Here is a 26175-nt window from a genome sequence, read left to right as displayed (position 1 = left end):
TGTCCTCCCGGTTTGCGTGTCTTGGGCATGACGGCCAGCGGGCCCTCCTGCAGGCATCGCGGTGCGCGGGAATTGTGGAACGGGGGTATTGTGGAACGGGGGAATTGCGGCGGTTCGCCGTGATCGGCGCTTGCAGTCGATGTTTGCGCTTCCCCGCCGATCATGTGTGGCGGTTGGGCCGCAGGCTTCGATTATTTCTCGGCCGGCATGCGGATGTTTCTGAAACGCTCCTAGATTACCGATAAGTCCGCCTCGGCAGCGTGACCGGAAGGCAGGGCGCTTAGGGAGCATTTGCGTAGTCATGAAAAGGGAAACGGCCATGCGGGCCATCGCCCAAGGGACAACCCCGGCGATCATCCATGGTGCGAACCGGCGGGCAGTCGGCGTTGCTGGCCGCGTTTCCGGCCGCGTGGCCGGCCGGGTGGGCGTCGTGATCGGTGCAGTGGCCCTGCTTGGCGGCACCGCCGGCGTTGCCCACGCCAGGGAGGGCCTGCTGGAGCAGGCGATCGGCGCGCCCGAGGGTCTGACCATCACCGGCGGCGTGCGTGCGCGGGTGGAGGGCATCGATGGCCAGTTCCGCCCCGGCAAGGCCGAGGACGACCTGATGTTCTCGCTCAAGACCACGCTCCAGGTCGAGTACGACGGCGGCCCGTTCCGCGTCGGCGGGGAATTGTGGGATGCACGTGCCTACAACGAGCATGCCAATTCCTCGGCGGGAACCACCGAGGTCAATGCCATGGAGATGGTCCAGGCCTATCTCGGGCTGGACTTCAAGACCGGCGCCAGGAGCGAGGCGCGGCTGACGGCCGGGCGCTTCACCATGAACCTGGGGTCGCGGCGCCTGATCGCGCGTCAGGCGTTCCGCAATTCGACCAATGCCTTCACCGGCGTCAACTTCGCCTGGAAGGACAGCCGCGGCGACCAGATCACCGCGCTCTGGGCAATGCCGCAGCAGCGCCTGCCCGACGATGCCAACGGCATTCACGACAACGCCGTACACTGGGACCGGGAAAGCACCGACCTGCAGGTATGGGGCGCGCACCTGACCAAGGGCCGTGTGCTGGGCGGTGTTGCCGAGGTCTACGGTTTCGGGCTGGACGAGCGTGACAGTCCTGAGGTGCAGACGCGCAATCGCCACCTCTTTACCGCCGGCGCGCGGCTTTACCGCAAGCCCAAGGCGGGCCGCTTCGACTATGATCTCGAGGGCGCCTACCAGTTCGGCCGGACCCGGCTCACCACCTCACCCAGCGATAGGACCGACCTCGACGTCTCTGCCTATTTCATCCATGCCGAAGCGGGCCGGACGTTCGCCGGTGGCTGGCAGCCGCGTCTCTCGCTTGATTTCGACCTCGACAGCGGCGCGCGCCAGGGCAGCAAGAGCTACAACCGCTTCGACACGCTGTTCGGCGCCCGCCGTTTCGACTTCGGCCCGACCGGGCTCTACGGCGCCGTCGGGCGTTTCAACGTGCTTTCGGGCGGTGTACGCGGCGAAGTGAAACCGGACGCGAAGTCCGATGTGATGGTCATGTACCGCGCGCTGTGGCTGGCCTCGCGCACCGACAGCTTCGGTTCGACCGGCGTGCGTGACGCCAGTGGGCAGAGCGGCCGGTTCGCCGGTAACCAGATCGAGGCGCGCTATCGCCGCACGCTGGTGCCGGATATGCTGCACGTCGATACCGGGGTGGCCTATCTCGCCAAGGGGCGCTTCCTCAAGCAGGCTCCCAATGCGCCGCAGACGGGGGATACCAAGTACGGGTACTTCGACCTCTATTTCGATTTCTGAAAGCAGCAGGGGCGGTGGCGAGCAGCGATCCGCCACCGCCGCTGCGTTCAATCGGCCGGCAGCAGTCCGGCGGCAAAGGCGATGCGAAGGGCTTCGGACAGGCTGCGCACGCCGAGCTTTTCCATCAGTTTGGCGCGATAGATCTCGACCGTGCGCGGGCTGATGTCGAGGTCGTGGGCGATCACCTTGTTCGACTGGCCCTCGATCAGGCCCTTCAGCACATCGCGTTCGCGCGGGGAGAGCAGTTCGAGCATGGCGATGGCCTGCTCCTTGCGCTGCGCCGCCGCGCGCGTGGCGGCCTGATGCGAGAACGCGGCATCCAGCGCGGCGATCAGCTTGAGGTGATCGCACGGCTTCTCGATGAAATCGGCCGCGCCCAGCTTCATCGCCTGAACGGCGACCGAGACGTCGCCTTCGCCGGTAAGGACGATCGGCACGAAGCGGTCGGGAATGTCACCGATCGCGGCCAGCACGCCAAGGCCGGGGGTGCCGGGCATGTGCAGGTCGAGCAGCATGCAGCCCGGTTCGAGGCGCGGAGCGGCTTCGAGAAAGGCATCGCCGGACTCGAAGCAGGTGATGCGGCTGTCCGCGACCAGCGAGAGCAGGTACTCCAGCGAGGTTCTTACCGCGTAGTCGTCGTCGACGATATAGATCCGGCGCACGCTCATCCGGCCTTCAACTCCAGTTCGCTATAAGTCGGCAGGGTGAATTCGACGGCGGCACCGCCACCCTCGATGTTGCGCAGCGCCAGCGAACCGCCATGCGCCTCGACGATGCGGCGGCAGATCGACAGACCCAGCCCCATGCCGTTGGACTTGGTGGAGCTGAACGCCTCGAACGGGCGGCTGATGACCTGATCGGGCAGGCCCGGCCCATTGTCTACCACGCGGATCATGATCTGCCCCTCGGCGAGCGCAAGCGTGGTGATGGTGACCGCAGGATTGGCGACGTCATGCGCCTCTATCGCGTCGAAGGCATTGTTGATGAGATTGACCAGCACCTGCTGGATATGGATGCGGTCGGCCAGGATCACCGGCGCGGCGGCGTTGGCATGGTATTGCAGGCGCACGCCCGGCGCCTGGCTGCGCGAACGGGCCAGCTGGAGCGTGTCGGCGATCATCTCGTCGAGCGGCTCGGCGCGGATGTCGAGTTCGCCCTTGGAGACGAAGGCGCGCATGCGGCGGATGATGTCGCCGGCCCGCAGCACTTCCTGGCTGGCGAGACGCAGCAGCCGGCGCAGTTGATCCTGTCGCCATTCGCGCTGCAGTTGCAGTTCGATGGCGCCGAGGAAGTTGGCGGTTGCCGTGAGCGGCTGGTTCAACTCGTGCGCGAGACCTGCGCTCATCTCGCCCATGGCACTGACGCGCGAGGCGTGCAGGAACTGTTCGCGCAGTTCGTGGATGCGCGCATCGGTCTGCAACTGTTCGCGCAAGTCGCGCACGAAGGCGATCGAGATCTGCTCGTTGCCGATGTTGGCCTCGCCCACGGCGAGTTCGACCGGCACTTCGTTGCCCTGACGGTCGCGTCCGGCGGTCAGGCGGGTCATGCGATCCTGGACGCTGGAGCCTCCGGCATTCGCGGGCTCGGCGGAGCGGGAAGCAGCCACGTGGTGAGGATGATGGTGATGGCGGTGGTGATACTGCGGCAGCACCAGCCGGACGTCGCGGCCGAGCACGTCCTGCGCGGCATAGCCGAACAGGGCCTCGGCCGTGGCGGAGAAGCTGCGGACGAGGCCCTGTCCGTCGATGGTGATCATCGCTTCGGGCACGGTTTCGAGGATCGAGCGCAGCTCGGATTCCCGCGATTCAAGCATCTCGGCCCGGCGTTCGCGTTCGGTCGCGTCCATGACGATGCCGATCAGGTCCAGGCTGCCGTTGGCGGGATCGCGGTGGACCAGAACGGTACCCTCGATGACCGCGGGCTGGTCGGGGCGCTGCGACTGCAGGCGGAAGCCGTAGCGCCCCGGGCCCCAGGCCTCTGGCGAGGATATCTCGCGACCGAACACGCAGGCGATGTGCGCCAGCCATGCGGCTATGCCGCCTTCGAAGCTGCCTGTCTCAAGCCCGAACAGCGCTTCGGCGCGGCCGTGAAAGCGGAAGGAATCGTCCACGCTCGACCATTCGAAGATTCCGAGGCCATGCAGATCTACGGCAAGGGCGAGCCGCGCCTCGCTGGCCAGCATGGCCTGCTCGGCCTGCTGGCGCGCGGTCGCATCGGTCATCGACAGCACGATCATCGGCGCCTGGTCACTGCGTGGCTGGACGATCTGCCGGGTCTCGAAAACGCGCAGCAAGCTGCCGTCGGCGCGCATCTCGGTAAGTTCGGTTTCCTGCGCGGCCACGGCGTGGGCAGGCGGATAATCGCGTCCCGGGATCCGGGAGGCACCGGTCAGTTCGTGTTTGTTGAGGCCGAGTGCCTGCTCGGCGCTCCAGCCGTAAAGCCGTGCGCAGCCGTCCGACCAGCGCAGGATGCGCCCCTCGATGTCGGTGATCGCAATCGGCGCCGAATCCAGCGCCGCGCTGATCGCCCAGCGGGCGCTGCTCTCGCGGCTGATCCGTAGCCAGGCCCATGCGATCAGGATGCAGGAGGCCGTGACCTGGACGACGGCGAGGAAGATCACCATTGCCTCGGTCGAGAGCTGGGTGTCACGCTGCGCCCAGAACAGCGTGATGGCCGACAGCACCGGCAGGGCCACCGAAAACAGCAGGGTCCATTGCAGCGTCGCGGCGCCGAAGCCGCATTGCGGCTTGCGCGGCCATGCGTATTCCCGCCGCAGCAGGATCAGCGCCAGTGCCAGCGCGCAGACGCAGATCGCGGTCGGCACCGACATCAGCGCGCGGCGGGTCTCGAAATCAGGAATGCTCAGTCCGGCGGGGACCAGGCTGCCGGAAATGGCGGCCATGGCGATGGCGACGCAGGTCAGGGTGATCGTGAGGCGGCGCAGCTTGCGCCGGCGCGAGGCCACCGCATGGGTCGCCAGGCCCAGCAGGACGATGGCCAGCGAGGGCAGCACGCCCGGACGGCCGCTGGCGGGGCGGTGCTGGTGCGCCAGGACATCGGCAAACAGCAGGGTGTCGATACCGAGGCTGCGACCCGTCGCTTCCTCGAACAGCGCGGCAAGCGCAATGCCCATCGGCAGTGCGATCAGCACCCGCGCAAGGCGCAAGCGCTGCTTCGCCGTCGCCCAGACGGCAAGGCCCAGCAGCATGCAGCAGACCGCGGTGAGCGGCTGCATGTGCATTCCGGTGGCAGGCAACCCCGCCAGCTGCAGGTTCGCACTGAACCAGCCGGTGAGGACAACAATACCGATCAGTTGTACGACCACGATCAGGGCAGGAATGGCCGGTGCCATGCAGGCAGGAGGCGACCCGTCCGAGCGCGGCGGCGAGGGGTTCAATTCCTGCATCCGGGTCCGCTGCTTGCGCCTGGAAGCTCAGGCTCGAAGGCTGACCTCGCCTTATCGCCTCGAGCGCGATTGTAAATAGAGGCGAGGTCGGGCGGTCCCGGCATGACCCCTGGTTTGAGGATAACCGGTTGATATTCGGTTTCTAAAATTTAATCCGGAATGGAGGTATTCCGTCAGCCCGCGAGCTGCTGCTGACCGACCTTGCCGTTCTCGTTCGACAGCCCTTCGATGATCGCGCGGTTGACGTCGATCAGGTCGTCGATGGTGCCGCTGCCGGTCATCACGCTCGAGGTATACTTGGTGACCCACAGGCCGATCGAGATGATGGTCGCCCGCAGTTCGTCAGGGAGCCGGTTTCCCGAGGTTGCGCAGATACTTGCGAAGGTGCCCCAGACCTGCCTGTTGCGGTGGAGCGGGGCCATCAGGGCGGCGCCCTTGAGGCCGGAATCGCGCGCCGCGATCATCTCTCCGGTGACCTGGCTCATCAGCCGGTACTCGGTGCCGCGCGGCGAGGCGATCACCTTCTGGACGCGACGATAGGCATTGATTGACATGGTGGCTCCCGCGAACTCGTCAGCGCCGATGGGCGCGCCATCTTTATAGGACGAAATTGCCGGCGGCGGACGCGCAGCGCGCATGGACTGCGTTCGGGCGACCACTCTCTGCAAAAAGCGCTGCCGTGAATCCGGGGCATGCGATCTTCGTCCTATAATCACGGCAAGGGCTCCGTGGCTGTCACCACGCCGCCACAAACCGTTACGCCATCCACCATTCGCGGACCCAGTCATGCTCAATGCCATAGGCCTCATCGTCATCCTGCTGTGCGTCTTCGGCAGCTTCCTGATGTCGGGCGGCAACATCATGGTCATCTTCCATGCCCTGCCGCATGAAATGCTGGCCATTGCGGGGGCCGCCGTCGGCGCCTTCATCCTCGGCAACTCGATGCAGACGGTGAAGAAGACCTGGAAGGGCGTGGTCCGCGTGTTCAAGGGCTCGCGCTGGAACGAGGGCGACTTCCGCGATCTTCTGGCGCTGCTGTTCACGCTGCTGGCGACCTTCCGCAAGAGCGGCGCCAATGCGCTCGAGCCGCACCTCGACAAGCCCGAGGAAAGCGAGCTGTTCCAGCGCTATCCGCGCCTGCTGGAAGACCACGACCTGATCGAGTTCACCTGCGACTACTTGCGCATGATGACCGTCAACTTCGAGGATCCGCACCAGCTGGCCGAAGCGATGGAAGGCGATATCGAACGCCACCATTCCGAGGAACTGGCCCCGCAGCACTCGCTGCAGATGATGGCCGACGGCCTGCCGGCGCTCGGCATCGTCGCCGCCGTGCTGGGCGTCATCAAGACGATGAGCTCGATCGATCAGCCGACCGAGATTCTGGGGGCGATGATCGGCGGCGCGCTGGTCGGCACCTTCCTCGGCGTTCTGCTCGCCTACTGCCTGGTCGGTCCGATCGCGCAGAAGCTGCAGCAGATCATCGATTCCGATTTCAAGCCCTACCTGATCGTGAAGACCGCGATCATCGGCCACGCCCAGGGCCAGCCCACCGAAGTCGCCATCGAACTGGCGCGCCGCATGACCCCGTCGCCCTATGCGCCCTCGTTCTCGCAGCTCGAGACCGCGCTCGACGAAGTGAAGGACCAGCTTAATGCCAAGCCTGCCTGAAGGCGCGAGCGGCGAAGGTCCGCTCGTCCTGCCCACACATGCCTCCACCGTCACTGCCGAGGACTTGCGCGACCGGCTGGTCGCGGCGGTCGGCGCCATCGAGATCGATGCCGGCGAAGTGGAATCGGTCGGGCAGGCGGTGCTCCAACTGCTGCTTGCCGCCCGTAACGAGGCGGCGTCGAGCGACCGCCCGTTCGCCATCGTCAATCCCAGCAGGGCCTTCGTCGACCGCGTCCGCGCCTGCGGGCTGGCGGCGTCGCTGGGGCTCGTTGAAGAGGAATTTACCGCGTGAGCAAACTGATCCTGACTGTCGATGATTCCGCCACGATCCGCATGCTGCTCAAGGCATCGCTGACCGCGCAGGGCTTCCGCATCGAGAGCGCCAACGATGGCGAGCATGGGCTGGAGCGCATGCACGAAGTGAAGCCCGACTTGCTGATCACCGACATCAACATGCCCAAGATGGACGGCTTCGAGCTGATCGAGGCGGTCCGCAAGACCGCCGAGTTCAAGGGGACGCCGATCCTGGTGCTGTCGACGGAGTTTTCGGACGAGAAGAAGACCCGCGCCCGTGAGGCCGGGGCGACCGGCTGGATCACCAAGCCGTTCGACGCCGATCGCCTGGGGGCGGCCATCCGCCGCGTGTGCCCGTGAGCGACGAACTCGACGAAATCCAGGCGATCTTCTTCGAGGAGTGCGTCGAGGGTCTGGCGGTGGCCGAGGAAGGCCTGTCCGCCATGGCCGCGGGCGACACTTCGGCAAGCGTGATCGCCGGCGTGTTCCGCGCCGTCCACTCGATCAAGGGCGGCTCGGGGGCCTTCGGCCACACCGCGCTGCTCGGCTTCTCGCACCGTTTCGAGAACGTGCTCGACGAAGTGCGCGCCGAACGCATCGCGCCCACGCCCGAAGTGACGCAGTGCCTGCTGGGGGCCTTCGACATTCTTTCGGACCACGTGTCCGCCGCGCAGCACGGGGCGGATGCGCCGGACGACGGCCACATGCTGGAGCAGCTCGACGCGATTCTCGCAGGTGGCGGCGCCCCGGCTGCGGCACCGGAGCCTGAGCCGGTCGCGGCCGCGCCCGTGGAGGCGGATGAATTCGGCTTCACCCCGGTCGCGGTTGTCGACCTCGACTTCGGCGGCGATGCCGATCCCTTCGGTTTCGAGCCGGTTGCCGTGGCCCTCGACGATTTCGATGCGGGCGAGCCTGCCGGTTGGACGGTGCGTTTCGGTCCCTCGCGCGGGGCCATGGCCAATGGTGCCGAGCCGCTGCTGGTGATCCGCGAACTGGAATCGATGGGCGGCGAAGTGACCGCCGTCGATACCGAGGCGCTGCCGCCGCTGGCCGAGCTCGACCCCGAGGACAGCTACTTCGTCTGGACGGTGGCGCTGCCCGCCAGTGTCGATGAGCGCGACATCCGCGACTGCTTCGACTTCGTGGCACCGGATTCGCTGATCGAGGTCACGCAGGCGCAAGTCGCGGCGCCGGCACCGGTCGAGACGGTTGCTGCCGCTGCTGCCGAGCCGGAGGAAATTCCCTTCGAGCCGATCGCGGTGGTGTTTGACGACGTGGTCGTGCCGCTGCCGGTCGAACCGGCACCGGCTGCTGTGGCGCCTGCGCCCCAGAAGGCCGATGCGGCCAAGCCCGAAGCGAGCAAGCCCGAGGCGGCCAAGCCCGAGGCGGCCAAGCCCGAGGCCAAGCATGCCGTCGAGGTCGCCCAGACGATCCGCGTCGACCTTGGCAAGCTGGACCAGCTGCTCAACCTCGTCGGCGAACTCGTGATCCGCGGCTCGATCCTGTCGGACCGCCTGTCGCCCGCCGACCAGGAGCGTGTCGAACTGCCGGAGCTGTCGCGCCTCACGCGCCAGATCCAGGACAACGTGATGTCGCTGCGCGCGCAGCCGATCAAGCAGGCGTTCTCGCGCGTGCCCCGCATGCTGCGCGACCTTTCGGCCGAGACCGGCAAGAAGGTGATCCTCGAGACCACCGGCGAGATGACCGAAGTCGACAAGGGCGTGATCGAGAAAATCGGCGACCCGCTGACGCACATGATCCGCAATGCGGTCGACCACGGTATCGAGAGCCCCGAGGACCGCATTGCCGCGGGCAAGTCGCCCGAGGGCACGATCTATCTTTCCGCCGAGCAGAAGGGCGGCCGGATCCTGGTGAAGGTGCGCGACGACGGGCGCGGCATCAACCGCGAGCGCGTGCGCGCCATTGCGGTGACGCGCGGCATCATCGCCGCCGATGCCCAGCTTTCCGACGAGGAGATCGACAGCCTGATCTGCGCGCCGGGCTTCTCGACCGCCGAGACGATCTCGAACATTTCCGGCCGCGGCGTCGGCATGGACGTGGTCCGCTCCAACGTCGAGGCGCTGGGCGGGCGACTGGAAATCGTCTCGGTGCCGGGTGAGGGCACGACCTTCTCGATGGCGCTGCCGCTCACGCTCGCCATTCTCGACGGCATGATCGTGCGTCTGGGCGACCAGCGCTTTGTGGTGCCGCTCGCCAACGTGATCGAGACCGTCCAGCCCGAGCCGGGCCAGGTCCAGGCGACGTCGCCGACCTCCGAGGTGATCGAACTGCGCGGCCAGTACCTGCCGGTACGCCGGGTGGGCGAGATGTTCGGCATGCGCTCCGAGCGCCCGGCCGAGGATTCGCTGGTGATCATCGTCGAGAGCGAGACGGCGGGCCATGTCGGCCTGATGGTCGACACCATCGATAACCGCCGCGAGGTCGTCCTCAAGAGCCTGGAGGACAACCTCCACCCGATCCGGGGCCTGGGCGGCGCGACGATCCTGGGTGACGGCGCCATCGCGCTGATCTTCGACGTGGACGCGCTGGTCGCGACCGGCGGCGCTTCCAAATTTGCACTGAAAGGACTGGCGGCATGAGCACTGAAGCGATTGCTAACGACGAACGCAAGATCGTGACCTTCACGCTGGGCAACCAGCTGTTCGGCATCGAGATGGCCTCGCTCATCGAGATCCGTGAATGGGAAGCGCCGACGCCGCTTCCCAGCGTGCCCTCCTACGTGCTGGGCGTTGCCAACTTGCGCGGTTCGGTGATCCCGATCGTCGGCCTGTCCGAGCGGCTGGGCTGGGAGCCGAGCGTGCTCCATGCCCGCTCCTGCGTGCTGGTGGTCACCATCGGCGGCCGCAACGCCGGTTTCCTGGTCGACGAGGTGCAGGACATCGTCTCGATCAAGGGCAGCGAGATCCAGCCGGCGCCGGATACCGAAGTCAACGACCAGAGCGCCATCGCGGGCCTCGTCAAGATCGAGCGCCGCACTTCTGACGCTTCGAACCAGGAGGCCATGTGCCTGCTGCTGGACCTCGATGCGCTCAGCCTGACGCGCCATATCCCGGAACTGGCTGCGTGAGCACTTCGGCCGCCTCTGCCGGCACGCTCGCGGCGAATGCGGAACTGCGCCCGGCGCAGTTCCAGGAGATCGCCGCGATCATGCAGCGCGAGGCACGCATCCATCTGGTCGAAGCCAAGACGACGCTGGTGCATTCCCGCCTCAGCCGCCGTCTGCGCGAACACGGGCTCACCAGCTTTGCCGACTACGTGTCGCTGGTGCAGCGCGACGCGCAGGAGCGCCACGCCATGGTCGTGGCGCTGACCACCAACCACACGCACTTCTTCCGCGAGGCGCATCACTTCGATCATCTGCGCAGCCATGTCCTGCCGCAGCTGCAGGAGCGGGCGCGCCGGGGCGAGAAAGTGCGCATCTGGTCGGCCGGCTGCTCCAGCGGCGAGGAAGTCTATACCATCGCCATGTGCCTGGCGGGCGAAAGCCCGGCGAGCGCGGCCTGGCTCGACAAGGGCGACGTGCGCCTGCTGGCGACCGACATCTCGCCCCCGGTGGTCCAGGCGGTGTCGCAGGCGACTTATCCCGACAGCGCGGTGGAACCGATCCCGGCGGGCTACCGCCAGCGTTGGCTCAAGCCGGCGGGGACGGGATACCACGTGATCGCCGAACCGCTGCGCAAGCTGGTGGCCGCGCGGGTGCTCAACCTCTTCGACCAATGGCCGATGCGCCAGAAGTATGATGTGATTTTCTGCCGTAACGTGATGATCTATTTCGACGATACCGCCAAGGCCGAGCTGGAGGCGCGTCTCGTCGACATGCTCCAGCCCGGCGGCACGCTTTACATCGGCCATTCGGAGCGCCTGATCGGCCCCGCTGCCACCCGCATGAAGCCGGTCGCCCAGACCGCCTATGCACGGATCGACGGGGCAGGTGCGGCATGACCGATCCTGCAAACGAGAAGGTCCGCGTCGTCGTCGTCGATGACAGCGCGGCGATGCGGGCGCTGCTGACCAAGCTGCTCAACCACGATCCGCTGATCGAGGTGGTCGGCCAGGCACCGGAACCCCATGCCGCGCGCGAGATGATCAAGGCGCTCAATCCCGATGTCGTGACGCTCGACGTCGAGATGCCGGGCATGGACGGGTTGTCGTTCCTGGAGCGCATCATGCGGCTTCGTCCGATGCCGGTGGTCATGTGCTCGACGCTGACCGCGCGCGGCACCGAGGCGACCATCGAGGCGCTGCGCCTCGGCGCGGTGGACTGCATCGCCAAGCCCTCCGGCAATCCGCTGGAGATCGCCCAGGACGGTGCCCTGCTGCGCAAGATGGTGCGCACCGCGGCGCGTTCCTCGGTGCGCGCGGCGGCGGTTCGTCCGGCGGCGCCGCATTCCGGACACGGTGCGGCCACGCCCGCACCCTCGGCAGGTCCGCTGCGCGACGTCGTCATTGCCATCGGCGCCTCCACCGGCGGCGTCGAGGCCCTGTTTTCGATCATCGGCGCGCTGCCGGTCGATTGTCCGCCGGTGCTGGTGGTCCAGCACATGCCGGCGATCTTCACCGGCGGCTTTGCCGCGCGGCTCGACCGCGAGGCGCGTGTCACCGTGGTCGAGGCTAAGGACGGCATGACCCTCAAGCGGGGCACGGTCTACCTCGCCCCCGGCGGCAGCCATCACATGGAACTGGTCGGCGGTACCAGCGGCCATGTGCGGCTGATCGAGGGCGAGCCGGTGTCCGGCCATCGTCCTTCGGTGGACGTGCTGTTCCGTTCGGTTTCCGCGCTCGGCTCGCGCGCGGTGGGGGTGATCCTCACCGGCATGGGGTCGGACGGGGCGGAAGGCCTGCTGCAGATGCGCGCCGCCGGTGCGCGGACGATGGGGCAGAGCCGGGACACCTGCGTGGTCTATGGAATGCCGCGTGCCGCTTTCGAGCGGGGCGCGGTCGAAAAGGAAGTGAATTTGTCGGCACTCCCCGAGGCGATCCTCGGGGCCTGTCGGCGGTAATTTGGAGCGGGTCTCATGCCGGCAGCGGCTGCAATCAAGGTAATGGTGGTCGACGACCAGACGAGCATGCGCGCGATGATCCGTCGCGCTCTGCAGGATCTGGGTTTCAAGGACATTCGCGACAAGGGCTCGGCAACCGAAGCGCTTGCCGCGGTCAAGTCGGACCGGGTGCATCTGATCATCTCGGACTACAACATGCCCGAGATGGACGGCCTCGAGTTTCTCGAGGCGGTGCGCAAGGATGACGTGATCGGCAAGACCGTGTTCATCATGCTCACCGGTTCGGCCGACAAGGAAGTCGTCCAGAAGGCGGCGGCGCTCGGCGTCAACAACTACGTGGTCAAGCCGTTTGCCCCGGCCGCGCTCAAGGAAAAGATCGAGCGCGTCTTCGGGGAGCTGGTCTGACCGCCATGCGCCGCGTTCCCATCGTCCAGGGCGAATATCATGTCGCCGTGCAGGGCGGGGTGGTGATTTCCACCCTGCTGGGCTCGTGCGTGGCCGCCTGCATCCAGGATCCGGTGGCGCGCGTGGGCGGGATGAACCATTTCCTGCTGGGTGAACCGGGTAGCGACAGCCCGGTCACGCCGGCGGAAATGCAGCGTTACGGCGTCCACGCGATGGAACTGCTGATCAACGCGCTGATGCAGCGCGGGGCCCAGCGCTCCCGCCTGCGGGGACACCTTTACGGCGGCGCGAACATCGTCGCCGGGCTTGGCGGCATCGGCACCAAGAACGGCGAGTTCGCCCGCAATTTCCTGCGCACCGAGGGCATTCCCGTCGATCACTGCGATCTCGGCGGCACCCAGGCGCGCAAGGTGGAATTCATGCCTTTCGAAGGGCGTGTGCGGTCGATGCTGGTCAAGGACCAGCCCCTGCCGCCGATCGTCCGGCCGGCGCCGGTCGCCGCGCCGCAGCATACCGGCGAACTCGAACTGTTCTGACCGTCGAGGTCAGGGGCGGTGCGAGCCATAATGAACACAGGGGAAGCGACACAGTGACGATACAATTGGATAGCGGTGGCACCATGGAAAGCTACGGGGCCGCGCTGTGCCAGGCGATCGCCGGGGAAATGCGCGTCGCCCGCGAATTGCTGGAGCAACTCGCCGGCGTGCTGGTTTCCGACGAACGCTTCGTGGCCGATTACCTCGACCAGCTCCAGGCCTTCGACCTCATTGTCCAGCACGTCGACGAGACCGCGGACCTGCTCGACCGGATGGCGGGCGGTTCGGCGATCGGCGAGGCACTGGGGCAGGTTCGGCTCAACGTCATGCAGGCGCGCCTGCGCGCCGCGCTCGACTGAGGAGAGCTTCGGTGGCGGGCAACGGCGATGCGACGATCATCATCCGCAAGGTCAGGAAGAAGGCGCACGGCGCGCACCACGGCGGTGCGTGGAAGGTGGCCTATGCCGACTTCGTGACTGCGATGATGGCCTTCTTCATGCTGCTCTGGCTGCTCGCCAACCCGGACAAGCAGCAGCTCAAGGGGCTGGCCGAATACTTCTCGCCAGCGGCCGACCGCGATGCGGTGCCGACCGCGCTGACCCAGACCCCCGGTCCGCAGCCGGGCCTTGGCGGCCATACCCGCAAGGCCCAGGCCGAGGACGTGAAGGCGGTGGGCGAGCCTTCCGCCGAATCCGGCGTCAAGGGCGCGGCGCGCGGCGGCACCGCCGATGTGCCCGAAGCGGCGCTCAGGATCATGGCGCAGCAATTGCAGCTGCAGATCGAACCGCCGATCGACACCGCCCAGGGCAAGCGCAACCTCGATGTCGAGGAAACCCGCGAGGGACTGCGCATCCACCTCGTCGACAGTGCCGAGCGCTCGATGTTCAAGGGCGGGACCGCCCAGCTCAATCCCTATGCGCGGGATCTCCTCGCCAGGGTCGCGCGCAAGCTTGCCGGCACCGGCGCGCAAGTGGCGATCGAGGGACACACCGATTCCACCGGCGGCCAGAGCGATGCTAACTGGATGCTCTCGGCCCAGCGCGCGCTGGCGGCGCGTGCGGCGATGGTCGAGGCGGGGCTGCCGACCGACCGGTTTGCCGAAGTGGTGGCCAAGGCCGCGACCGAGCCGGTCTATCCCGACCGGCCCGACCGGCCCGAGAACCGCCGCATCACCATCGTCGTCATGGCGCAGCCCTCGGCGCTGCCGCAAGACGCCAGCTTCCGCTTCTGACCGGGGCGGGCTTTCCAATGATGTCATCCATGAATTTGCCAATCGGGAGCATAACGTGATCCGAAAGATCATGATCGGCGTCGCCGCGCTTGTCGGCGGCTGCGCGATCGGCGGGGGCGGAGCCTATGCCGTCGTCACGTATGCGCCGCAGTTCCTGCCGCACGCGCCCAAGCGCCCGGCAGAGACCGAATTCGTGCCCACCGGCACGATCCTGGCGCCGCTGACGTTCGCGGACGGGCGGTTGTCGGGCTATGTCTCGTTCGAATGCCAGCTGGAAGTGCCCAAGGGCAGCGCGGCGCAAGTGACCGCGCAGCTGCCGGTCCTGCTCAACGCGGTCAACATGCGCAGCTACCGCCAGCCGCTCGCCAGCGGGCGCGATGGCATGATCCCCAATCTGGAAACGTTCCGCCGCCTGGTGATGGACGCCGCGCGCGAGGTCTACGGGCCCGATTACGTGCAGCGCGCGGTGATCACCCAGGCCGCGCCGATCTGATACCAAGCCCCCGCAAGGACCACCTGCCCATGTCGTTGCCGCCATCGTCGCGCTCCGAACGCGCCCTCGACGCTTTCCTCGACGATTCCGAATTTGCTGCCGAGGGAGGCGCGGACGAACCCTTGCGCGGACTGCAGCCGCGTGCGCCGCGCGTCACCACGATCCTGCTGATCGGCAAGCTCGCCGCGCAGGACCGCGAGACGCTGTGCCGCGTGCGCAACATCTCGGCGACCGGGATGATGGCCGAAGTCCACGGCAGCTTCCTCGTCGAGGAGGCGGTCGAAGTCACGCTCAAGGCTGGCGATACCCTGAACGGTACCGTGCGCTGGAACCGCGCAGGGCGCATCGGCGTCGCCTTCGACCACCCGGTCGATGTGCCCGAACTGCTGGCCCATGCGGCGATGCGCAGCGGCGCCGAGGGGGTGGCGCGCGGTCCCCGCTTCACCGCCGATTGTCCGGCGGCGCTGCTGGTGACCGGCTATCGCCATCCCGCGCGTCTGGTCGACATCTCGCAGGGCGGCGCGCGGCTTACCGTGGCCAATGCGATGCCGCGCGACCAGTTGCTCGGCATTTCGATCCCCGGCCTTGGCGAGCGCGAGGCCGCCGTGCGCTGGGTGGGCAACAATGCCTGCGGGCTGGTGTTCCTCGAGCCGATCGCCTTTGCCGATCTGGGGCCATGGCTGCTCGACGCGCGGGCGCGTTTTGCCAACCAGGTCTGAGGCCCCGAGGGTCCGGCTCACCCCGGCCCTCCGAAACTCTTGACCAGCGATCCCGCCACCAGGGCCCAGCCGTCGACCAGCACGAAGAAGATGATCTTCATCGGCAGCGAGACGGTCGCAGGCGGCAGCATCATCATGCCCATCGCCATCAGCACGGCGGCCACGGCAAGGTCGATGACCAGGAACGGCAGCAGCAGCAGGAAGCCGATCTCGAAGGCGCGGCGCAGTTCCGAGATCATGAAGGCGGGCATCAGCGTCGACATCGGGATCGCCTCGCGCGAGGCGGGAACCTTGCCGGAGAGCGAGACGAACAGCTTCACGTCCTCGTCGCGCACTTGCTTGAGCATGAAAGCGTGAAACGGCTTCGATGCGGCATCGAGCGCCTGGGTCTCGTTGATCCGGCCCTGGTTGTAGGGGACCATGGCTTCCTTCCAGGCGGTGTCGAAGGTCGGCGCCATGACAAAGAAGCTGAGGAACAGCGCGAGGCTGATGACCACCGGGTTGGGCGGCACGCCCTGCACGCCGAGCCCCGAACGCAGCAGCGAGAGCGCGCAGACGATACGGGTGAACGAGGTGATCGTCATCAGGATGCCGGGCGCAAGGCTGAGCACCGTCATCATCAGCACGAGCTGGATCACGCGGCCGGATACCGCGCCGCCGCCTGCGCTGCCAAGGCCGCCGAGCGCGTCGGGCGCGGCCGCCGCCGCCTTGGCCATGGCGAGATCGGGGGCGAGCGCCAGCAGCGCCGCTCCGCCCAGCGCTGCGGCAAGCGCGAGGCGCCTGGTGTTGACGGGGCTCATTCTGCGGTGTCCTTGATGAGGGCGGGGGGCGCGGCGATGGGGGCGCTGTCCAGCAGGACCACGCCTTCGGGCGCGATCAGCAGGCTGATGTCCTTGTTGTCGCTGCGGATCATCACGACCGAGCGGCGCGGGTCGATGGCCAGCCGCTCGACCAGTTCGAGGCGGCGCACCGCGGTGCGATCGCCCAGCCGGTCGCCCAGCCGGGCCAGCCATTTCTGCGGCATGCGCAAGTCGTAGCGGCGCACCACCCAGAGCGCGCCGACCAGCAGACCGAGCACCACGGCCAGCGCACCCAGGGTGCGCAGCACGGCGAGGAACTCCATCGCTCAGCTCTCGCCGCGCTGCACGACCTTGGTGATCTCGAGCGACATGTGCTCGCCGTTCACCAGGATCTTGCCTTCGGCCACCAATTCGTCGTTCACGTAGACGCGGGTTGGATCGTTGTGCCCGCAATCGAGCGGGATCATCGCGCCGCGGCTCATGTTGAGCACCTGGCGGATGGGAATGCTGGTCGAACCCAGCACGATCGACAGGTCGATGGGAATGCCTTCGAGGACGGACATCGGGAGTTTCCTTTCGCCCTCGTTATAGGAAATAAAATATAGGAGTGATCCGAACTAGGCAAAAAATGCCTATAAGGAACCTGTCTGCTGCATCGAGCAGAGGGGGAACCTACCTTTATGGAATTGGATAATTCGATCGCGGTTTCGGCATCGGGCCTGCGTGCGCAGTCGCTGCGCATGCGCGTGATCGCGGAGAACCTTGCCAACTCGGATTCCGTGGCGACCACGGCAGGCGGCGATCCCTACCGCCGCCGCGTCTCGACTTTCGCGGCGGAAGTCGACCGCGCGACCGGCGCGACCAAGGTGTCGGTCAAGTCGATCGACGGCGACCAGAGCCAGTTCACCCGCGTCTACCAGCCGGGCAGTCCGGCTGCCGATGCACAGGGCTATATCGAGCAGCCCAACGTCAATCCGCTGATCGAGGCGGCCGACATGAAGGCCGCGCAGCGTTCCTACGAAGCCAACCTCAATGCCATCGAATCCGCGCGCGGCATGACCATGCGCACGATCGACCTGCTCAAGTAAGGATCTGACCCATGGCTATCGGAGCCCTCGACGCCGCGTCCGCCTATGGCCGCGCGCTCAAGACCACTGCGCCTTCGTTCGGCACCGCCGACGATGCTTCGTCGCCTGTCGCCGGTAACGGTTCCAGCTTCGGTTCGATGATCGAATCGATGGTCGGCGACGCCGCCACCGCGCTCCACACGGCCGAAAGCGAAAGCGCCAAGCAGGTGGCCGGCAAGGGTGACCTGATCGACGTCGTCACCGCCATCGGCGCTGCCGAGACCGCGCTCGACACCGTGGTTTCGGTGCGCGACCGCGTGGTCAGCGCCTATTCCGAAATCATGCGGATGCAGATCTAGTGGAGTGATTCCGACATTTGCCCCCCCCGCCGCCCGCGCGCGGATGGGATGGGCCTGCCGATGTCAGAATCGAACCACTGGTCCGGGCCGTCACGCGCAAAGGATAGAGTGTCATGGACTCCGCTTCCGCCATCGAGCTGGCGCGTTCGGCGCTGGTGCTGGTCCTGACGATCGTCGGGCCGATGCTGATCGCCTCGCTGATCGTCGGCGTGCTGGTCGGCCTGCTTCAGGCCCTGACGCAAGTGCAGGAAATGACGCTCACTTTCGTGCCCAAGCTGCTGGTGCTGGGGGTCGTCCTGCTGCTCTCGCTGCCGATGATCGGCCATGCGCTGTCCAATTTCATGGAGCGCATTTCCGACATCATCATCGCCGGTTAGGCGCGGGTTCGATGGACACCGCGATCCTGGCCGCGCTGCCGGTCGATGCGGCGACGTTCCTGGTGCTGTTCACCCGGATCGGCGCGGTGATCATGCTGCTGCCCGCCTTTTCCGAGGAATCGGTGCCGGCGCAGATCCGGCTGATGATGGCGCTGGGCATGACGGTGGGCCTTTACGGCCTGCTCGCCCCGCGCGTCGCCCCGCTGGTGCAGGGCGGTGACCTGGCGATGATGACGTTCACCGAGATGCTGGTCGGCCTCGCCTTCGGGACGATCATCAAGATCCTGTTCAGCGCGGTCGCCATTGCCGGGTCGATGGTGACGCAGCAGATCGGCCTGTCCTCGGCGCTGGTAGCCGACCCCTCGTTGGGCGGCCAGTCGCCGCTGCTGGCCCGTCTGTTCGGGATCGCGGCGGTGATCGTCTGCATGGCGCTGGGGGTGCATCACTTGTGGATCGCCGGCATGGTCCAGTCCTACACGATCTTCCCGGTCGGCGGCATGCCGCCGGTGGCCGACTTCGCGCAGCTGGCGGTGCACGTGACCGGGCAGGCGCTGGCGCTGGGGGTGAGCCTTGCGGCGCCGCTGATCCTCTACGGCGCGCTGTTCAATCTCGGGCTGGGGCTGGCCGCGCGCGTGGCGCCGCAGATCCAGGTCTTTTTCATCACCCAGCCGCTCAACCTCATGCTTGGCCTGGCCGTGGTGAGCGTGGTCATGGGCAGCATCCTCACCGCCTTTGCCGCCGCCATGACCAGCTTCATGCAGTCCGGCTGGAGTTTCTGATCCCATGGCCGAGACCGACAAGGACCAGAAGACCGAACAGCCCACTTCCAAGCGTCTCGAGGACGCGGCGAACAAGGGGCAGGTCGCCAGTTCGAGCGAGATGCGCCACGCCGCGATGCTCTCGGGCGCGCTGATCGTGACCGGCGGGCTGGGCGCCAGCGCCTTTGCCGCGCTCTCGCCGATGCTGGTGCGGCTCTGGGGCAACGCCGAGGATTTCCGCCTCGATCCGCGCGGCACCCAGAACCTGATGACCGGCCTTGCCGAGCATTTCGTGCTGTCGCTGCTGCCGGTCTTCGGCGTGCTGATCGCCTGCGCCCTGGCCATCGGCTTCCTGCAGGGCCGCTTTGTCATCAGCTGGACCCGGCTGGCGCCCAAGTGGTCCAAGTTCAATCCCGTCGCCGGGCTGGGCCGGATCTACGGCAAGCGCGCGTTCGTCGAGTTTGCCAAGACGCTGGCCAAGTTCCTCGGCATCGCGACGGTCGTATTTACCGTGCTGAGGCCGCGCATGGTCGGGCTCGACCTGCTGGTCGGCTATGCCCCCGGCGCGCTGGCCCATGCGGCCGGGTCGCTGGTGTTCGAGGCGGTGCGCGCGGCGGCGATGTCGGTCGGGGTGCTGGCGCTGGCCGACTATTTCTATCAGCACCGCGCTTTCATGCAGCGCATGCGCATGAGCCGCCAGGAAGTGAAGGACGAGTACAAGCAGAGCGAGGGTGACCCCAAGATCAAGGGGAAGATCCGCCAGATCCAGATGCAGCGTGCGCGCAGCCGGATGATGGCGGCCGTGCCCACCGCCAGCGTGATCGTCACCAATCCGACCCACTACGCGGTCGCGCTCAAGTACGACCATGGCCAGATGGCGGCACCGCTGGTGGTAGCCAAGGGCGTCGATGCCATCGCGCTCAGGATCCGCGAGATCGCAGCCGAGGCCAACGTGCCGATCGTCGAGAGCCCGCCGCTGGCGCGCGCGCTGTTCGCCTCGGCCGAGATCGACCGGCCGATCCCCATCGAACACTACGCCGCCGTCGCCGAGATCATCGGCTACGTCATGCGCCTCGCCCGCCGCAAGGGTAGCGCAGGGGGTGGCGCGGGCGGCGGCGCGCGGATCGCGATACCATGATTGCCCGGCAAAAAGGCTGCCGGCCGTCCCCTTCGGTCCCCTCCATTTTCCTATAAGGACTGTGATGAAGATGTCCCTGAAATCGAGGAAGCGCCCCTCGCTTGCCGCCCTGACGATGGCGGCGGCGAGCGTGCTTGCGCTCACCGTGCCGGGCACCGCCTTCGCGGACCCGCAACCACGCATCAAGGACATCGTCGATGTCGAGAACGTGCGTCCGAACCAGCTCGTGGGCTACGGCCTCGTCGTCGGCCTCCAGGGCACCGGCGACCGCATCCGCAATGTGCCGTTCACCGAAGAGACGCTCCAGGCGATGCTGGAACGCATGGGCGTGAACATTCGCGGCGACCAGATGCTGACGCAGAACGTCGCGGCCGTCTCGGTGACCGCGACGATGCCGCCATTCGCGCGCGCGGGGTCGACCATCGACGTGCAGGTCTCGGCCATGGGCGATGCCTCCAGCCTTCAGGGCGGCATCCTGCTGGTCTCCTCGCTGCGCGCGCTCGACGGCGAGATCTATGCGGTGGCGCAAGGGCCGGTGGCGGTCTCGGGCTTCAAGGCGCAGGGCGCGGCGGCAAGGATCAGCCGCGGGGTGATGACCACCGCGCGGATCGCGGGCGGCGGCATCATCGAACGCGAAGTGCCTTATGACTTGCGCTCGGCCCAGAACCTCAAGCTGGCGCTCAAGAATCCCGACTTCACGACCGCGCAGCGGATTGCCGCGCGGATCAACGGCGAAGGCACCGGCATGGCCGAAGTGCTCGACCCGGCGACCGTGCAGATCACCCCGCGCGGCGGCAACGTGATCGAGATGGTCACCCGGATCGAGAACCTCACCGTCCCGGTCGACCAGCCCGCGCGCATCGTCATCAACGAGGCCGCAGGAACCGTGGTCATGGGCGCGGACGTGCGGGTCAGCCCGGTGGCGATCGCCCAGGGCGGCCTGACCATCAGCGTGACCGAAACGCCGGTCGTCTCGCAGCCGGGGCCGCTCTCGAACGGGCAGACCACCACGGTGCCGCGCACGCGGATCCAGGCGGATGACGGCAGCGGCGCGTCGCTGGCGCTGCTGACGCAGGGCACCTCGCTGCAGACGCTGGTGTCCGGGCTCAACGCGCTCGGCGTCAGCCCGCGCGATCTCATCACCATTCTCCAGGCGCTCAAGAGCGCCGGGGCGCTTCAGGCGGAAATCACGGTTCAGTAAGGAGCGGCAGGATGACCGACACGACGATTGCGGCTTCGATCGCGTCTACTCCGGCGCGGCAGATCCAGACGACGCCGGACAAGTCGCCCGCCGGCGTTGCGCGCCAGTTCGAGGCGGTATTCGCCGGGCAGGTCGCCAAGATCATGCTGGAGACCGTCGAAGTCGACGACCAGTTCGGCGGCGGCCACGGCGAGGAAATGTTCCGCGGCATGATGGCCGAGCAGATCGGCAACCGGATCGCCCAGGGCAAGGGCCTGGGCATCGCGTCTGCCGTCGAGGCGCAGATCATCCGCATGCAGGGCGGAACCGCGGCGGCTTCGAAGGCGTCGGCGGTGGGCACAGGCCCGCAAGGCAATGTTCAAAGTGGTGCGACACAGGCTGCGGCCGCCCTGGCGGCCAGCGAGCAAGGGGATACGGGCAGTGCCGAATGAGATGATCGAGATCATGACCTCGCTTTCGCTGGTCATGCGGGAAGAGACCGAGCGGCTGGAGCGGCGTGAGCGCGTGCTAGATCTCGCCTCGCTGGCCTCGGCCAAGGCGCGGCTGGTGGCGCAGCTGGAAGAGACGCTGGCCCGCCGCAACCGCCGCGAGCCCGCGTGGACCGAGCGGATGGACGCGGAAACCCGCGAGCGGCTCGCCGATTGCCTGGGTGAACTGCGCGTGGCCTCGCTGGCCAATGCGGCCGTGCTGGAGCGCCAGATCGAACTCTCGATGGAGATGATGACGGCGATTGCCGACGAGGCCAAGCGGCTGACCGGCAAGCGTTCCTACACGTACGGCGCCAGCGGCGACATGGCCAGGATCGATGCGGCGACGCCGATCTCGTTCAACGGCGAATACTGACGCGGCTGTCCGTGAGGGCGGAAGGCATGAAAAAGGGTGGGGCGCCGGCAGGCGCTCCACCCTTTTTCATGTCTCCGGCGGGGCAAGGACTATCGCGGCGCGCCGAGGCCCCCGCCGAGACCTGCGCCGAGGCCTGCGATGCGGGCCGCTTCCCGGGCCGGGGCGGGACGGCCGAACAGGAAGCCCTGTGCGTAGGCGCAGCCGCGTTCGATCAGGAACTGCGCCTGCTGCTCGGTCTCGACGCCCTCCGCGGTTACCGGCATGCCAAGGCTGCGGCCAAGGTCGATCACGGTGTTGACCAGCTTGCGCCCGGCATCGCGGTCGATCGCCTGGATCAGCGTGCGGTCGATCTTCAGGGTGTCGAGCGTCAGTTCGCACAGCCGGGCAAGGCTGCCGTAGCCGGTTCCGAAATCGTCGAGCGCGACATGGACCCCGGCGCCGCGCAGGGTCTCGATGGTGGCGCGGGCATCGGCCAGGCTGTGCACCATGGCGTCCTCGGTGATCTCGACGGTCAGGCGTTCGGGCGGAAAGGCGCTGGCGAAGGCGATCTGCAGGAGGTGGTCGGCCAGGGCCGGGTCGCAGACCTGGCGGGGCGACATGTTGATCGCCAGGCCTATGCTGTCGGGCCAATCACGGGCGTCGCGGCAGGCCTGGCGCAGCAGGGAGAACATCAGGTCGTCGATCAGATGGAGGTCTTCGCTGACCGGCAGGAACTGGTCCGGCCCCAGCAGGCCGCGCTGCGGGTGCTGCCAGCGTGCCAGCAGTTCGAAGCGGGCGATGGTGCGGGAGGGGAGCGCGACGATAGGCTGGTAGTAGGGCACCAGTTCGCCGCGCAGCAGGCTCGAGCGCAGGGCTTCTTCCAGTGCCGCACGGTCGGTGAGGCGGGCCAGCATCTCGGGCATGAAGCGCCGCACCGTGGCGCCGCCCGCCGCCTTGGCGCGCGACACCGCGATCGAGGCGGCGCGCAGCAGTTGCTCGGCCGGGACATCGCCGCAAGGGTCGATGGCAATGCCGATCGCGGCTGTCAGGTGGATCATGTGCCGGCCCAGCACGATGGGGGCGGCCAGGATGTCCTGAAGGTCGCTGGCCACCGCCTCGGCGCGGCACTCGTCGCTGGCCCCGCCATCGCTGACGAGCGGCACCAGGCAGGCGAATTCGTCGCCGCCGATGTGGGCGAGCGCGCCTCCGGACTTCGCCGCGGCGCGGGCATAGCGATCCGAAACGATGGAAAGGACCAGGTCGCCGGCGTGGTGGCCGCACAAGTCGTTGACCAGCTTGAAGCGGTCCAGGTCCAGCAGCAGAAGGGCCAATGCCGGAGATTGGGCGGGAGACTGTGGCGGAGACTGGGCGGAAGACTGGGCGGGGGGGCGCTCCGTGCGTTCGCGCAGGGCGCGGATCAGCCGGTCTACCGCGCGCAGGGGCGGGGTGCGGGCTTCCAGTTCGATAGGCGGGGGCTGGCGATGACCGGGGCTGCGCAGCCTGCCGGTACGTTTCGATTTCGAATGGGGCGGGCCCGCCTTGTGCATTTTCGAACCGTTGCTCTCCTTCTTCCATTATATGGGAGAAGGACGCCGATCCGATAAAAATGTAGAAAAATTAGATGCCTACTCGAATATTGCGGAAAGCACGGAGGCCACGCGAGCGGGGTCGACGGCATCCAGCGCCACTTCGATGTCGGGATTGAGGCTGAATCCGAGCGTCTGTCCCTGGCGGTCGAAGGTGATGGCGATGACCCGCAGGCCCTCGTCCTGTTCGATGACGGCGAGGCCGCCGGCGGATGGAAAGCGATCGGGGTCCACCACCAGGATGGCGCGGCCGGGCAGGCCGGGGCCGAGTGTCGAGCGACCGATACGCAGGCCGTAGGTGCGCGGTCCGGCGCCGCGCGGCGCTTCGACCAGCGCGTCGGTGGGCGTGCGGGCGAGCAGGCCATCGGGCAGCGCCAAGCCGTAGACCGGCACCAGCCGCACGGTCGTGGAATGCCCTTTGGGCGGGGGTGCCTCGGCGGCAGGCAAAGCGGCCGGGGCGGCGGCGTCCAGCACCGGCACCGGGCCTTCCAGTACGGGGGTTTCGATGGGCTCGCGGGAAGGGGCAGGCACGATGCGCGGCGCCGGCGGGGCGGCAGGGCGCGGGCTCGCGGTATCGGCGCCGGTTTCCGCGCCAGAATCGCCGGTGGCGGCCAGTTCCTTGCGCAGGGCGGCGATCCGCGCGCGGGTCTTGGCGATGCGCGAGCGGGGGTTGGCGACCAGCGGCAGCATATCGTCGAGCTTGCCGTCGGCGTGAAGCGCGCCAACCTCGGCGATCAGGGCGCTGTCATCCTTGGCTCCGAGCAGGCGGCGCAGCGCTTTGCGGACATCGTCGTTCCAGCGGTCGAACGGCTTGTGGGCGTTCTCGATCCGCGAGAGGATCACCGGCGCGATCCCGTATTCCTCTTCCAGCACGGAAATGGTGAGGGCATCGTCGGCGGCGCGGCGGGCGCGCACGGCGGCGGCGATGAGCACGGCGATGCGGTCGCTCTCGGGGTCGACATGGTCGCTGCCGACAATCGGTTCGGCCCAGTTGCCGATATCGAAGGCGGGCTTGTCGATGTCGATCAGCAGGTCGGCCGGGGCGACGTGCAGTGCGGCGGCAATGGCGCGCAGTTCTGCGGTGCGCGCAAAGACTTCGCCGCGTTCGATCTTGGAGAGGCGAATATAGGTCAGGTCCGGGATCTGTTCGGCCAGTTCGAGCAGCGAGCCTATATTGCGCTGCTTGCGGAATTTCCTGATCTCATTCGGAAACACGAGATTACGCCAGGCGTCGATCTCGATTTTCCGGGGGGCAGCTGCCACCGGCTTCCGGGACCGCCTGCCAGATCGAACGGATTTTTCGGTCATTGAAGCTCGAGTTTCATTGCAATGCCCAAGATGTTTCATGAAGCACTAAGGTGGTCAATATCATACTTGGGACGATGACCCAAAATGGGCCGGATCAGAGTCCGCGAGGAAAACTGCCAAGCGTTGATTCTTTGTAAGGTGAATAAACGTAGGCCGGACCCAATTACAGGTTTTTAACAGTTAAATTGTTCCTGACATGTTCCGGTAAAGTCCCCTGCGAATAGGCGCGTTCATCACGGAAACGCCGCCAATTCTATTCCATTGTAAATATTTCCGACAATCCGGGCCTGTGCAGGGCGCGTGACGTGAAAAGGTCGCGGATGCTGCCGCCGAGGCTTTTCGATCGCGCCGGGTCGACCTGGATTATGGAAAACTCCCCTTCAATCCGGCAACGCCTGAAAGAGCCGGTTTGTTCCTGTAAATTATTGTTTCAGGATAAAAATTTCCAGATTGTCGCAGGTCTCGCCGGGCGGTTTGTGCAAAGTCGGTCAGCGCGAACGCTTCGGCCCTGTCTGCCCCGGTGCCTTGCCGGGCAGGGCCCGCGCAACCGGCAGGAACGGCGGGGACATGCGGAAGGCGGTGAGACTGGACGTACTATCCCGTCGAAAAAAAAGAAGGCGTGCTCCCGATGGGAGCGCGCCCAGGTTGTTCCCGCCCGGTTTATATCTGGGGATGCTTCGGGCGGGAGTGAACGATTTCAGAGGAGCGGCCGGGCGATGGGCTCTGGCCGCGCCATTCTGGTGCGAACAGTCATCGTCCGATCGCCAGCTTCATCAGATTCATCTGCTTCTTGTAGATGTTGGTCATCGCCGTGTAGTCCGCCTGGACCTGGCCCAGCGTGAGCAGCTGGTCTTCCAGGGTCACGTTGTTGCCGTCGGGCTTGGTCTCGCTGGTATCGCTGTCGAGCACGATGCCGCCGCCGCCTTGCGGGGGGCGGGCGCCGAGCGCGGTCATCGCGGCGGAGAGTTCGATCCGCGGGCGGGCGACATGGGGCGTCCCCGTCGCTTCGCCATACTGGGCGACGAGCGAGGAGAAGTCCGGTGCCGTCACCGTGCGCGCCTTGTAGCCGGGGGTCTCGCTGTTGGCGATGTTCTCGGAAATGACGCGCTGGTGTTCGGCCATGGCCTTGAGCGAGGCGGCCATGCCGTCGAGCAGCGGGGGAAGCGTGGACATCGGGTATTCCTTTAACGGGGCCGCAGG

The 26175-nt window shown here is 66.9% G+C and carries 31 protein-coding genes; 22 read left to right on the top strand and 9 right to left on the bottom strand.

Annotation, left to right across the window (positions count from 1 at the left end):
* Positions 1 to 301 precede the first annotated feature (301 nt).
* Positions 302 to 1783, top strand: coding sequence for an alginate export family protein (locus OKA11_RS17330; RefSeq protein ID WP_267222592.1), 1482 nt, complete (start codon positions 302 to 304; stop codon positions 1781 to 1783).
* A 47-nt stretch (positions 1784 to 1830) separates the two neighbouring features.
* On the opposite strand, the gene OKA11_RS17325 is transcribed toward OKA11_RS17330, so the two are convergent.
* From OKA11_RS17325 to flaF, 3 genes are all read right to left on the bottom strand, one after another.
* On the bottom strand, positions 1831 to 2451 hold the full coding sequence (locus OKA11_RS17325) for a response regulator transcription factor (RefSeq protein ID WP_267222589.1): 621 nt from the start codon (positions 2449 to 2451) through the stop codon (positions 1831 to 1833).
* Positions 2448 to 5189: a PAS domain-containing sensor histidine kinase gene (locus OKA11_RS17320; RefSeq protein WP_267222587.1), complete on the bottom strand. Its 2742-nt coding sequence runs from the start codon at positions 5187 to 5189 to the stop codon at positions 2448 to 2450. Before OKA11_RS17320 ends, OKA11_RS17325 begins: the two co-directional genes overlap by 4 nt.
* 173 nt (positions 5190 to 5362) lie before the next feature.
* Complete coding sequence (flaF, locus tag OKA11_RS17315; RefSeq protein WP_207079289.1) at positions 5363 to 5743, bottom strand: flagellar biosynthesis regulator FlaF; 381 nt, start codon at positions 5741 to 5743, stop codon at positions 5363 to 5365.
* Between the two features lie 232 nt (positions 5744 to 5975).
* Here flaF and motA point away from each other — a divergent pair, with 232 nt between their 5' ends.
* The 13 genes from motA (at position 5976) to OKA11_RS17250 (ending at position 15559) form a co-directional block, all read left to right on the top strand.
* On the top strand, positions 5976 to 6860 hold the full coding sequence (motA, locus tag OKA11_RS17310) for a flagellar motor stator protein MotA (protein ID WP_267222584.1): 885 nt from the start codon (positions 5976 to 5978) through the stop codon (positions 6858 to 6860).
* Positions 6844 to 7152, top strand: coding sequence for an STAS domain-containing protein (locus OKA11_RS17305; protein WP_142632188.1), 309 nt, complete (start codon positions 6844 to 6846; stop codon positions 7150 to 7152). Before motA ends, OKA11_RS17305 begins: the two co-directional genes overlap by 17 nt.
* On the top strand, positions 7149 to 7514 hold the full coding sequence (locus OKA11_RS17300) for a response regulator (RefSeq protein ID WP_142632189.1): 366 nt from the start codon (positions 7149 to 7151) through the stop codon (positions 7512 to 7514). Before OKA11_RS17305 ends, OKA11_RS17300 begins: the two co-directional genes overlap by 4 nt.
* On the top strand, positions 7511 to 9754 hold the full coding sequence (locus tag OKA11_RS17295; protein ID WP_267222580.1) for a chemotaxis protein CheA: 2244 nt from the start codon (positions 7511 to 7513) through the stop codon (positions 9752 to 9754). Before OKA11_RS17300 ends, OKA11_RS17295 begins: the two co-directional genes overlap by 4 nt.
* Positions 9751 to 10242, top strand: coding sequence for a chemotaxis protein CheW (locus OKA11_RS17290; protein WP_142632191.1), 492 nt, complete (start codon positions 9751 to 9753; stop codon positions 10240 to 10242). Before OKA11_RS17295 ends, OKA11_RS17290 begins: the two co-directional genes overlap by 4 nt.
* Complete coding sequence (locus tag OKA11_RS17285) at positions 10239 to 11117, top strand: CheR family methyltransferase (RefSeq protein WP_267222577.1); 879 nt, start codon at positions 10239 to 10241, stop codon at positions 11115 to 11117. Before OKA11_RS17290 ends, OKA11_RS17285 begins: the two co-directional genes overlap by 4 nt.
* Positions 11114 to 12175 (top strand): protein-glutamate methylesterase/protein-glutamine glutaminase, encoded by a 1062-nt coding sequence (locus OKA11_RS17280; RefSeq protein ID WP_267222576.1) that lies wholly within the window; start codon positions 11114 to 11116, stop codon positions 12173 to 12175. Before OKA11_RS17285 ends, OKA11_RS17280 begins: the two co-directional genes overlap by 4 nt.
* A gap of 15 nt (positions 12176 to 12190) precedes the next feature.
* Complete coding sequence (locus tag OKA11_RS17275) at positions 12191 to 12580, top strand: response regulator (RefSeq protein ID WP_185928663.1); 390 nt, start codon at positions 12191 to 12193, stop codon at positions 12578 to 12580.
* A 5-nt stretch (positions 12581 to 12585) separates the two neighbouring features.
* A complete protein-coding gene (locus tag OKA11_RS17270) occupies positions 12586 to 13116 on the top strand; it encodes a chemotaxis protein CheD (protein ID WP_267222573.1) in 531 nt (176 codons plus the stop codon).
* Between the two features lie 83 nt (positions 13117 to 13199).
* Entirely contained in the window at positions 13200 to 13475 is a 276-nt protein-coding gene (locus OKA11_RS17265) for a hypothetical protein (RefSeq protein ID WP_142637344.1), read from the top strand.
* A gap of 11 nt (positions 13476 to 13486) precedes the next feature.
* A complete protein-coding gene (locus tag OKA11_RS17260) occupies positions 13487 to 14347 on the top strand; it encodes a flagellar motor protein MotB (RefSeq protein ID WP_267222570.1) in 861 nt (286 codons plus the stop codon).
* A 55-nt stretch (positions 14348 to 14402) separates the two neighbouring features.
* On the top strand, positions 14403 to 14840 hold the full coding sequence (locus OKA11_RS17255; RefSeq protein WP_323748328.1) for a hypothetical protein: 438 nt from the start codon (positions 14403 to 14405) through the stop codon (positions 14838 to 14840).
* A 29-nt stretch (positions 14841 to 14869) separates the two neighbouring features.
* Entirely contained in the window at positions 14870 to 15559 is a 690-nt protein-coding gene (locus OKA11_RS17250; RefSeq protein ID WP_267222569.1) for a PilZ domain-containing protein, read from the top strand.
* A 17-nt stretch (positions 15560 to 15576) separates the two neighbouring features.
* Here OKA11_RS17250 and fliP read toward each other — a convergent pair whose 3' ends face one another.
* The 3 genes from fliP to OKA11_RS17235 are packed head-to-tail and all read right to left on the bottom strand — an operon-like array spanning position 15577 to position 16922.
* Positions 15577 to 16359, bottom strand: coding sequence for a flagellar type III secretion system pore protein FliP (gene fliP, locus OKA11_RS17245; protein ID WP_267222565.1), 783 nt, complete (start codon positions 16357 to 16359; stop codon positions 15577 to 15579).
* Entirely contained in the window at positions 16356 to 16682 is a 327-nt protein-coding gene (locus OKA11_RS17240) for a flagellar biosynthetic protein FliO (protein WP_267222563.1), read from the bottom strand. The genes fliP and OKA11_RS17240 overlap by 4 nt, the downstream gene beginning before the upstream one ends.
* 3 nt (positions 16683 to 16685) lie before the next feature.
* Positions 16686 to 16922 (bottom strand): FliM/FliN family flagellar motor switch protein, encoded by a 237-nt coding sequence (locus tag OKA11_RS17235; protein WP_142632197.1) that lies wholly within the window; start codon positions 16920 to 16922, stop codon positions 16686 to 16688.
* A gap of 117 nt (positions 16923 to 17039) precedes the next feature.
* On the opposite strand from OKA11_RS17235, the gene flgC reads away from it, so the two are divergent.
* From flgC to OKA11_RS17195, 8 genes are all read left to right on the top strand, one after another.
* Complete coding sequence (flgC, locus tag OKA11_RS17230) at positions 17040 to 17447, top strand: flagellar basal body rod protein FlgC (RefSeq protein WP_142632198.1); 408 nt, start codon at positions 17040 to 17042, stop codon at positions 17445 to 17447.
* Positions 17448 to 17458: 11 nt separating this feature from the next.
* Positions 17459 to 17785 carry a flagellar hook-basal body complex protein FliE gene (locus OKA11_RS17225; RefSeq protein ID WP_267222558.1) on the top strand — a complete coding sequence of 109 codons (327 nt, stop codon included), beginning with the start codon at positions 17459 to 17461 and terminating at the stop codon, positions 17783 to 17785.
* A 113-nt stretch (positions 17786 to 17898) separates the two neighbouring features.
* Complete coding sequence (locus OKA11_RS17220; protein ID WP_142632200.1) at positions 17899 to 18162, top strand: flagellar biosynthetic protein FliQ; 264 nt, start codon at positions 17899 to 17901, stop codon at positions 18160 to 18162.
* 11 nt (positions 18163 to 18173) lie between these two features.
* Entirely contained in the window at positions 18174 to 18941 is a 768-nt protein-coding gene (fliR, locus tag OKA11_RS17215; RefSeq protein ID WP_267222555.1) for a flagellar biosynthetic protein FliR, read from the top strand.
* Positions 18942 to 18945: 4 nt separating this feature from the next.
* Entirely contained in the window at positions 18946 to 20058 is a 1113-nt protein-coding gene (gene flhB / locus OKA11_RS17210) for a flagellar biosynthesis protein FlhB (RefSeq protein ID WP_267222553.1), read from the top strand.
* A gap of 115 nt (positions 20059 to 20173) precedes the next feature.
* On the top strand, positions 20174 to 21259 hold the full coding sequence (locus OKA11_RS17205; RefSeq protein WP_207079935.1) for a flagellar basal body P-ring protein FlgI: 1086 nt from the start codon (positions 20174 to 20176) through the stop codon (positions 21257 to 21259).
* An 11-nt stretch (positions 21260 to 21270) separates the two neighbouring features.
* Positions 21271 to 21690: a rod-binding protein gene (locus OKA11_RS17200; RefSeq protein ID WP_267222551.1), complete on the top strand. Its 420-nt coding sequence runs from the start codon at positions 21271 to 21273 to the stop codon at positions 21688 to 21690.
* Positions 21680 to 22102, top strand: a complete 423-nt coding sequence (locus OKA11_RS17195) for a flagellar biosynthesis protein FlgN (RefSeq protein WP_267222549.1) — start codon at positions 21680 to 21682, stop codon at positions 22100 to 22102. Before OKA11_RS17200 ends, OKA11_RS17195 begins: the two co-directional genes overlap by 11 nt.
* A gap of 89 nt (positions 22103 to 22191) precedes the next feature.
* Here the strand turns inward: OKA11_RS17195 and OKA11_RS17190 are convergent, their stop codons facing one another.
* The 3 genes from OKA11_RS17190 to OKA11_RS17180 form a co-directional block, all read right to left on the bottom strand.
* Positions 22192 to 23628: a putative bifunctional diguanylate cyclase/phosphodiesterase gene (locus OKA11_RS17190; protein WP_267222547.1), complete on the bottom strand. Its 1437-nt coding sequence runs from the start codon at positions 23626 to 23628 to the stop codon at positions 22192 to 22194.
* 78 nt (positions 23629 to 23706) lie between these two features.
* Positions 23707 to 24930: a helix-turn-helix domain-containing protein gene (locus tag OKA11_RS17185; protein ID WP_267222545.1), complete on the bottom strand. Its 1224-nt coding sequence runs from the start codon at positions 24928 to 24930 to the stop codon at positions 23707 to 23709.
* Between the two features lie 795 nt (positions 24931 to 25725).
* Positions 25726 to 26148 carry a flagellar basal body rod protein FlgB gene (locus tag OKA11_RS17180; RefSeq protein WP_142632206.1) on the bottom strand — a complete coding sequence of 141 codons (423 nt, stop codon included), beginning with the start codon at positions 26146 to 26148 and terminating at the stop codon, positions 25726 to 25728.
* Positions 26149 to 26175: the final 27 nt, after the last annotated feature.

This window comes from Novosphingobium clariflavum, assembly GCF_026420865.1.
Classification (GTDB): domain Bacteria; phylum Pseudomonadota; class Alphaproteobacteria; order Sphingomonadales; family Sphingomonadaceae; genus Novosphingobium; species Novosphingobium clariflavum.
Note: the sequence above shows the minus strand (reverse complement) of the source record. Positions and strands in the feature narration are given on the sequence as shown.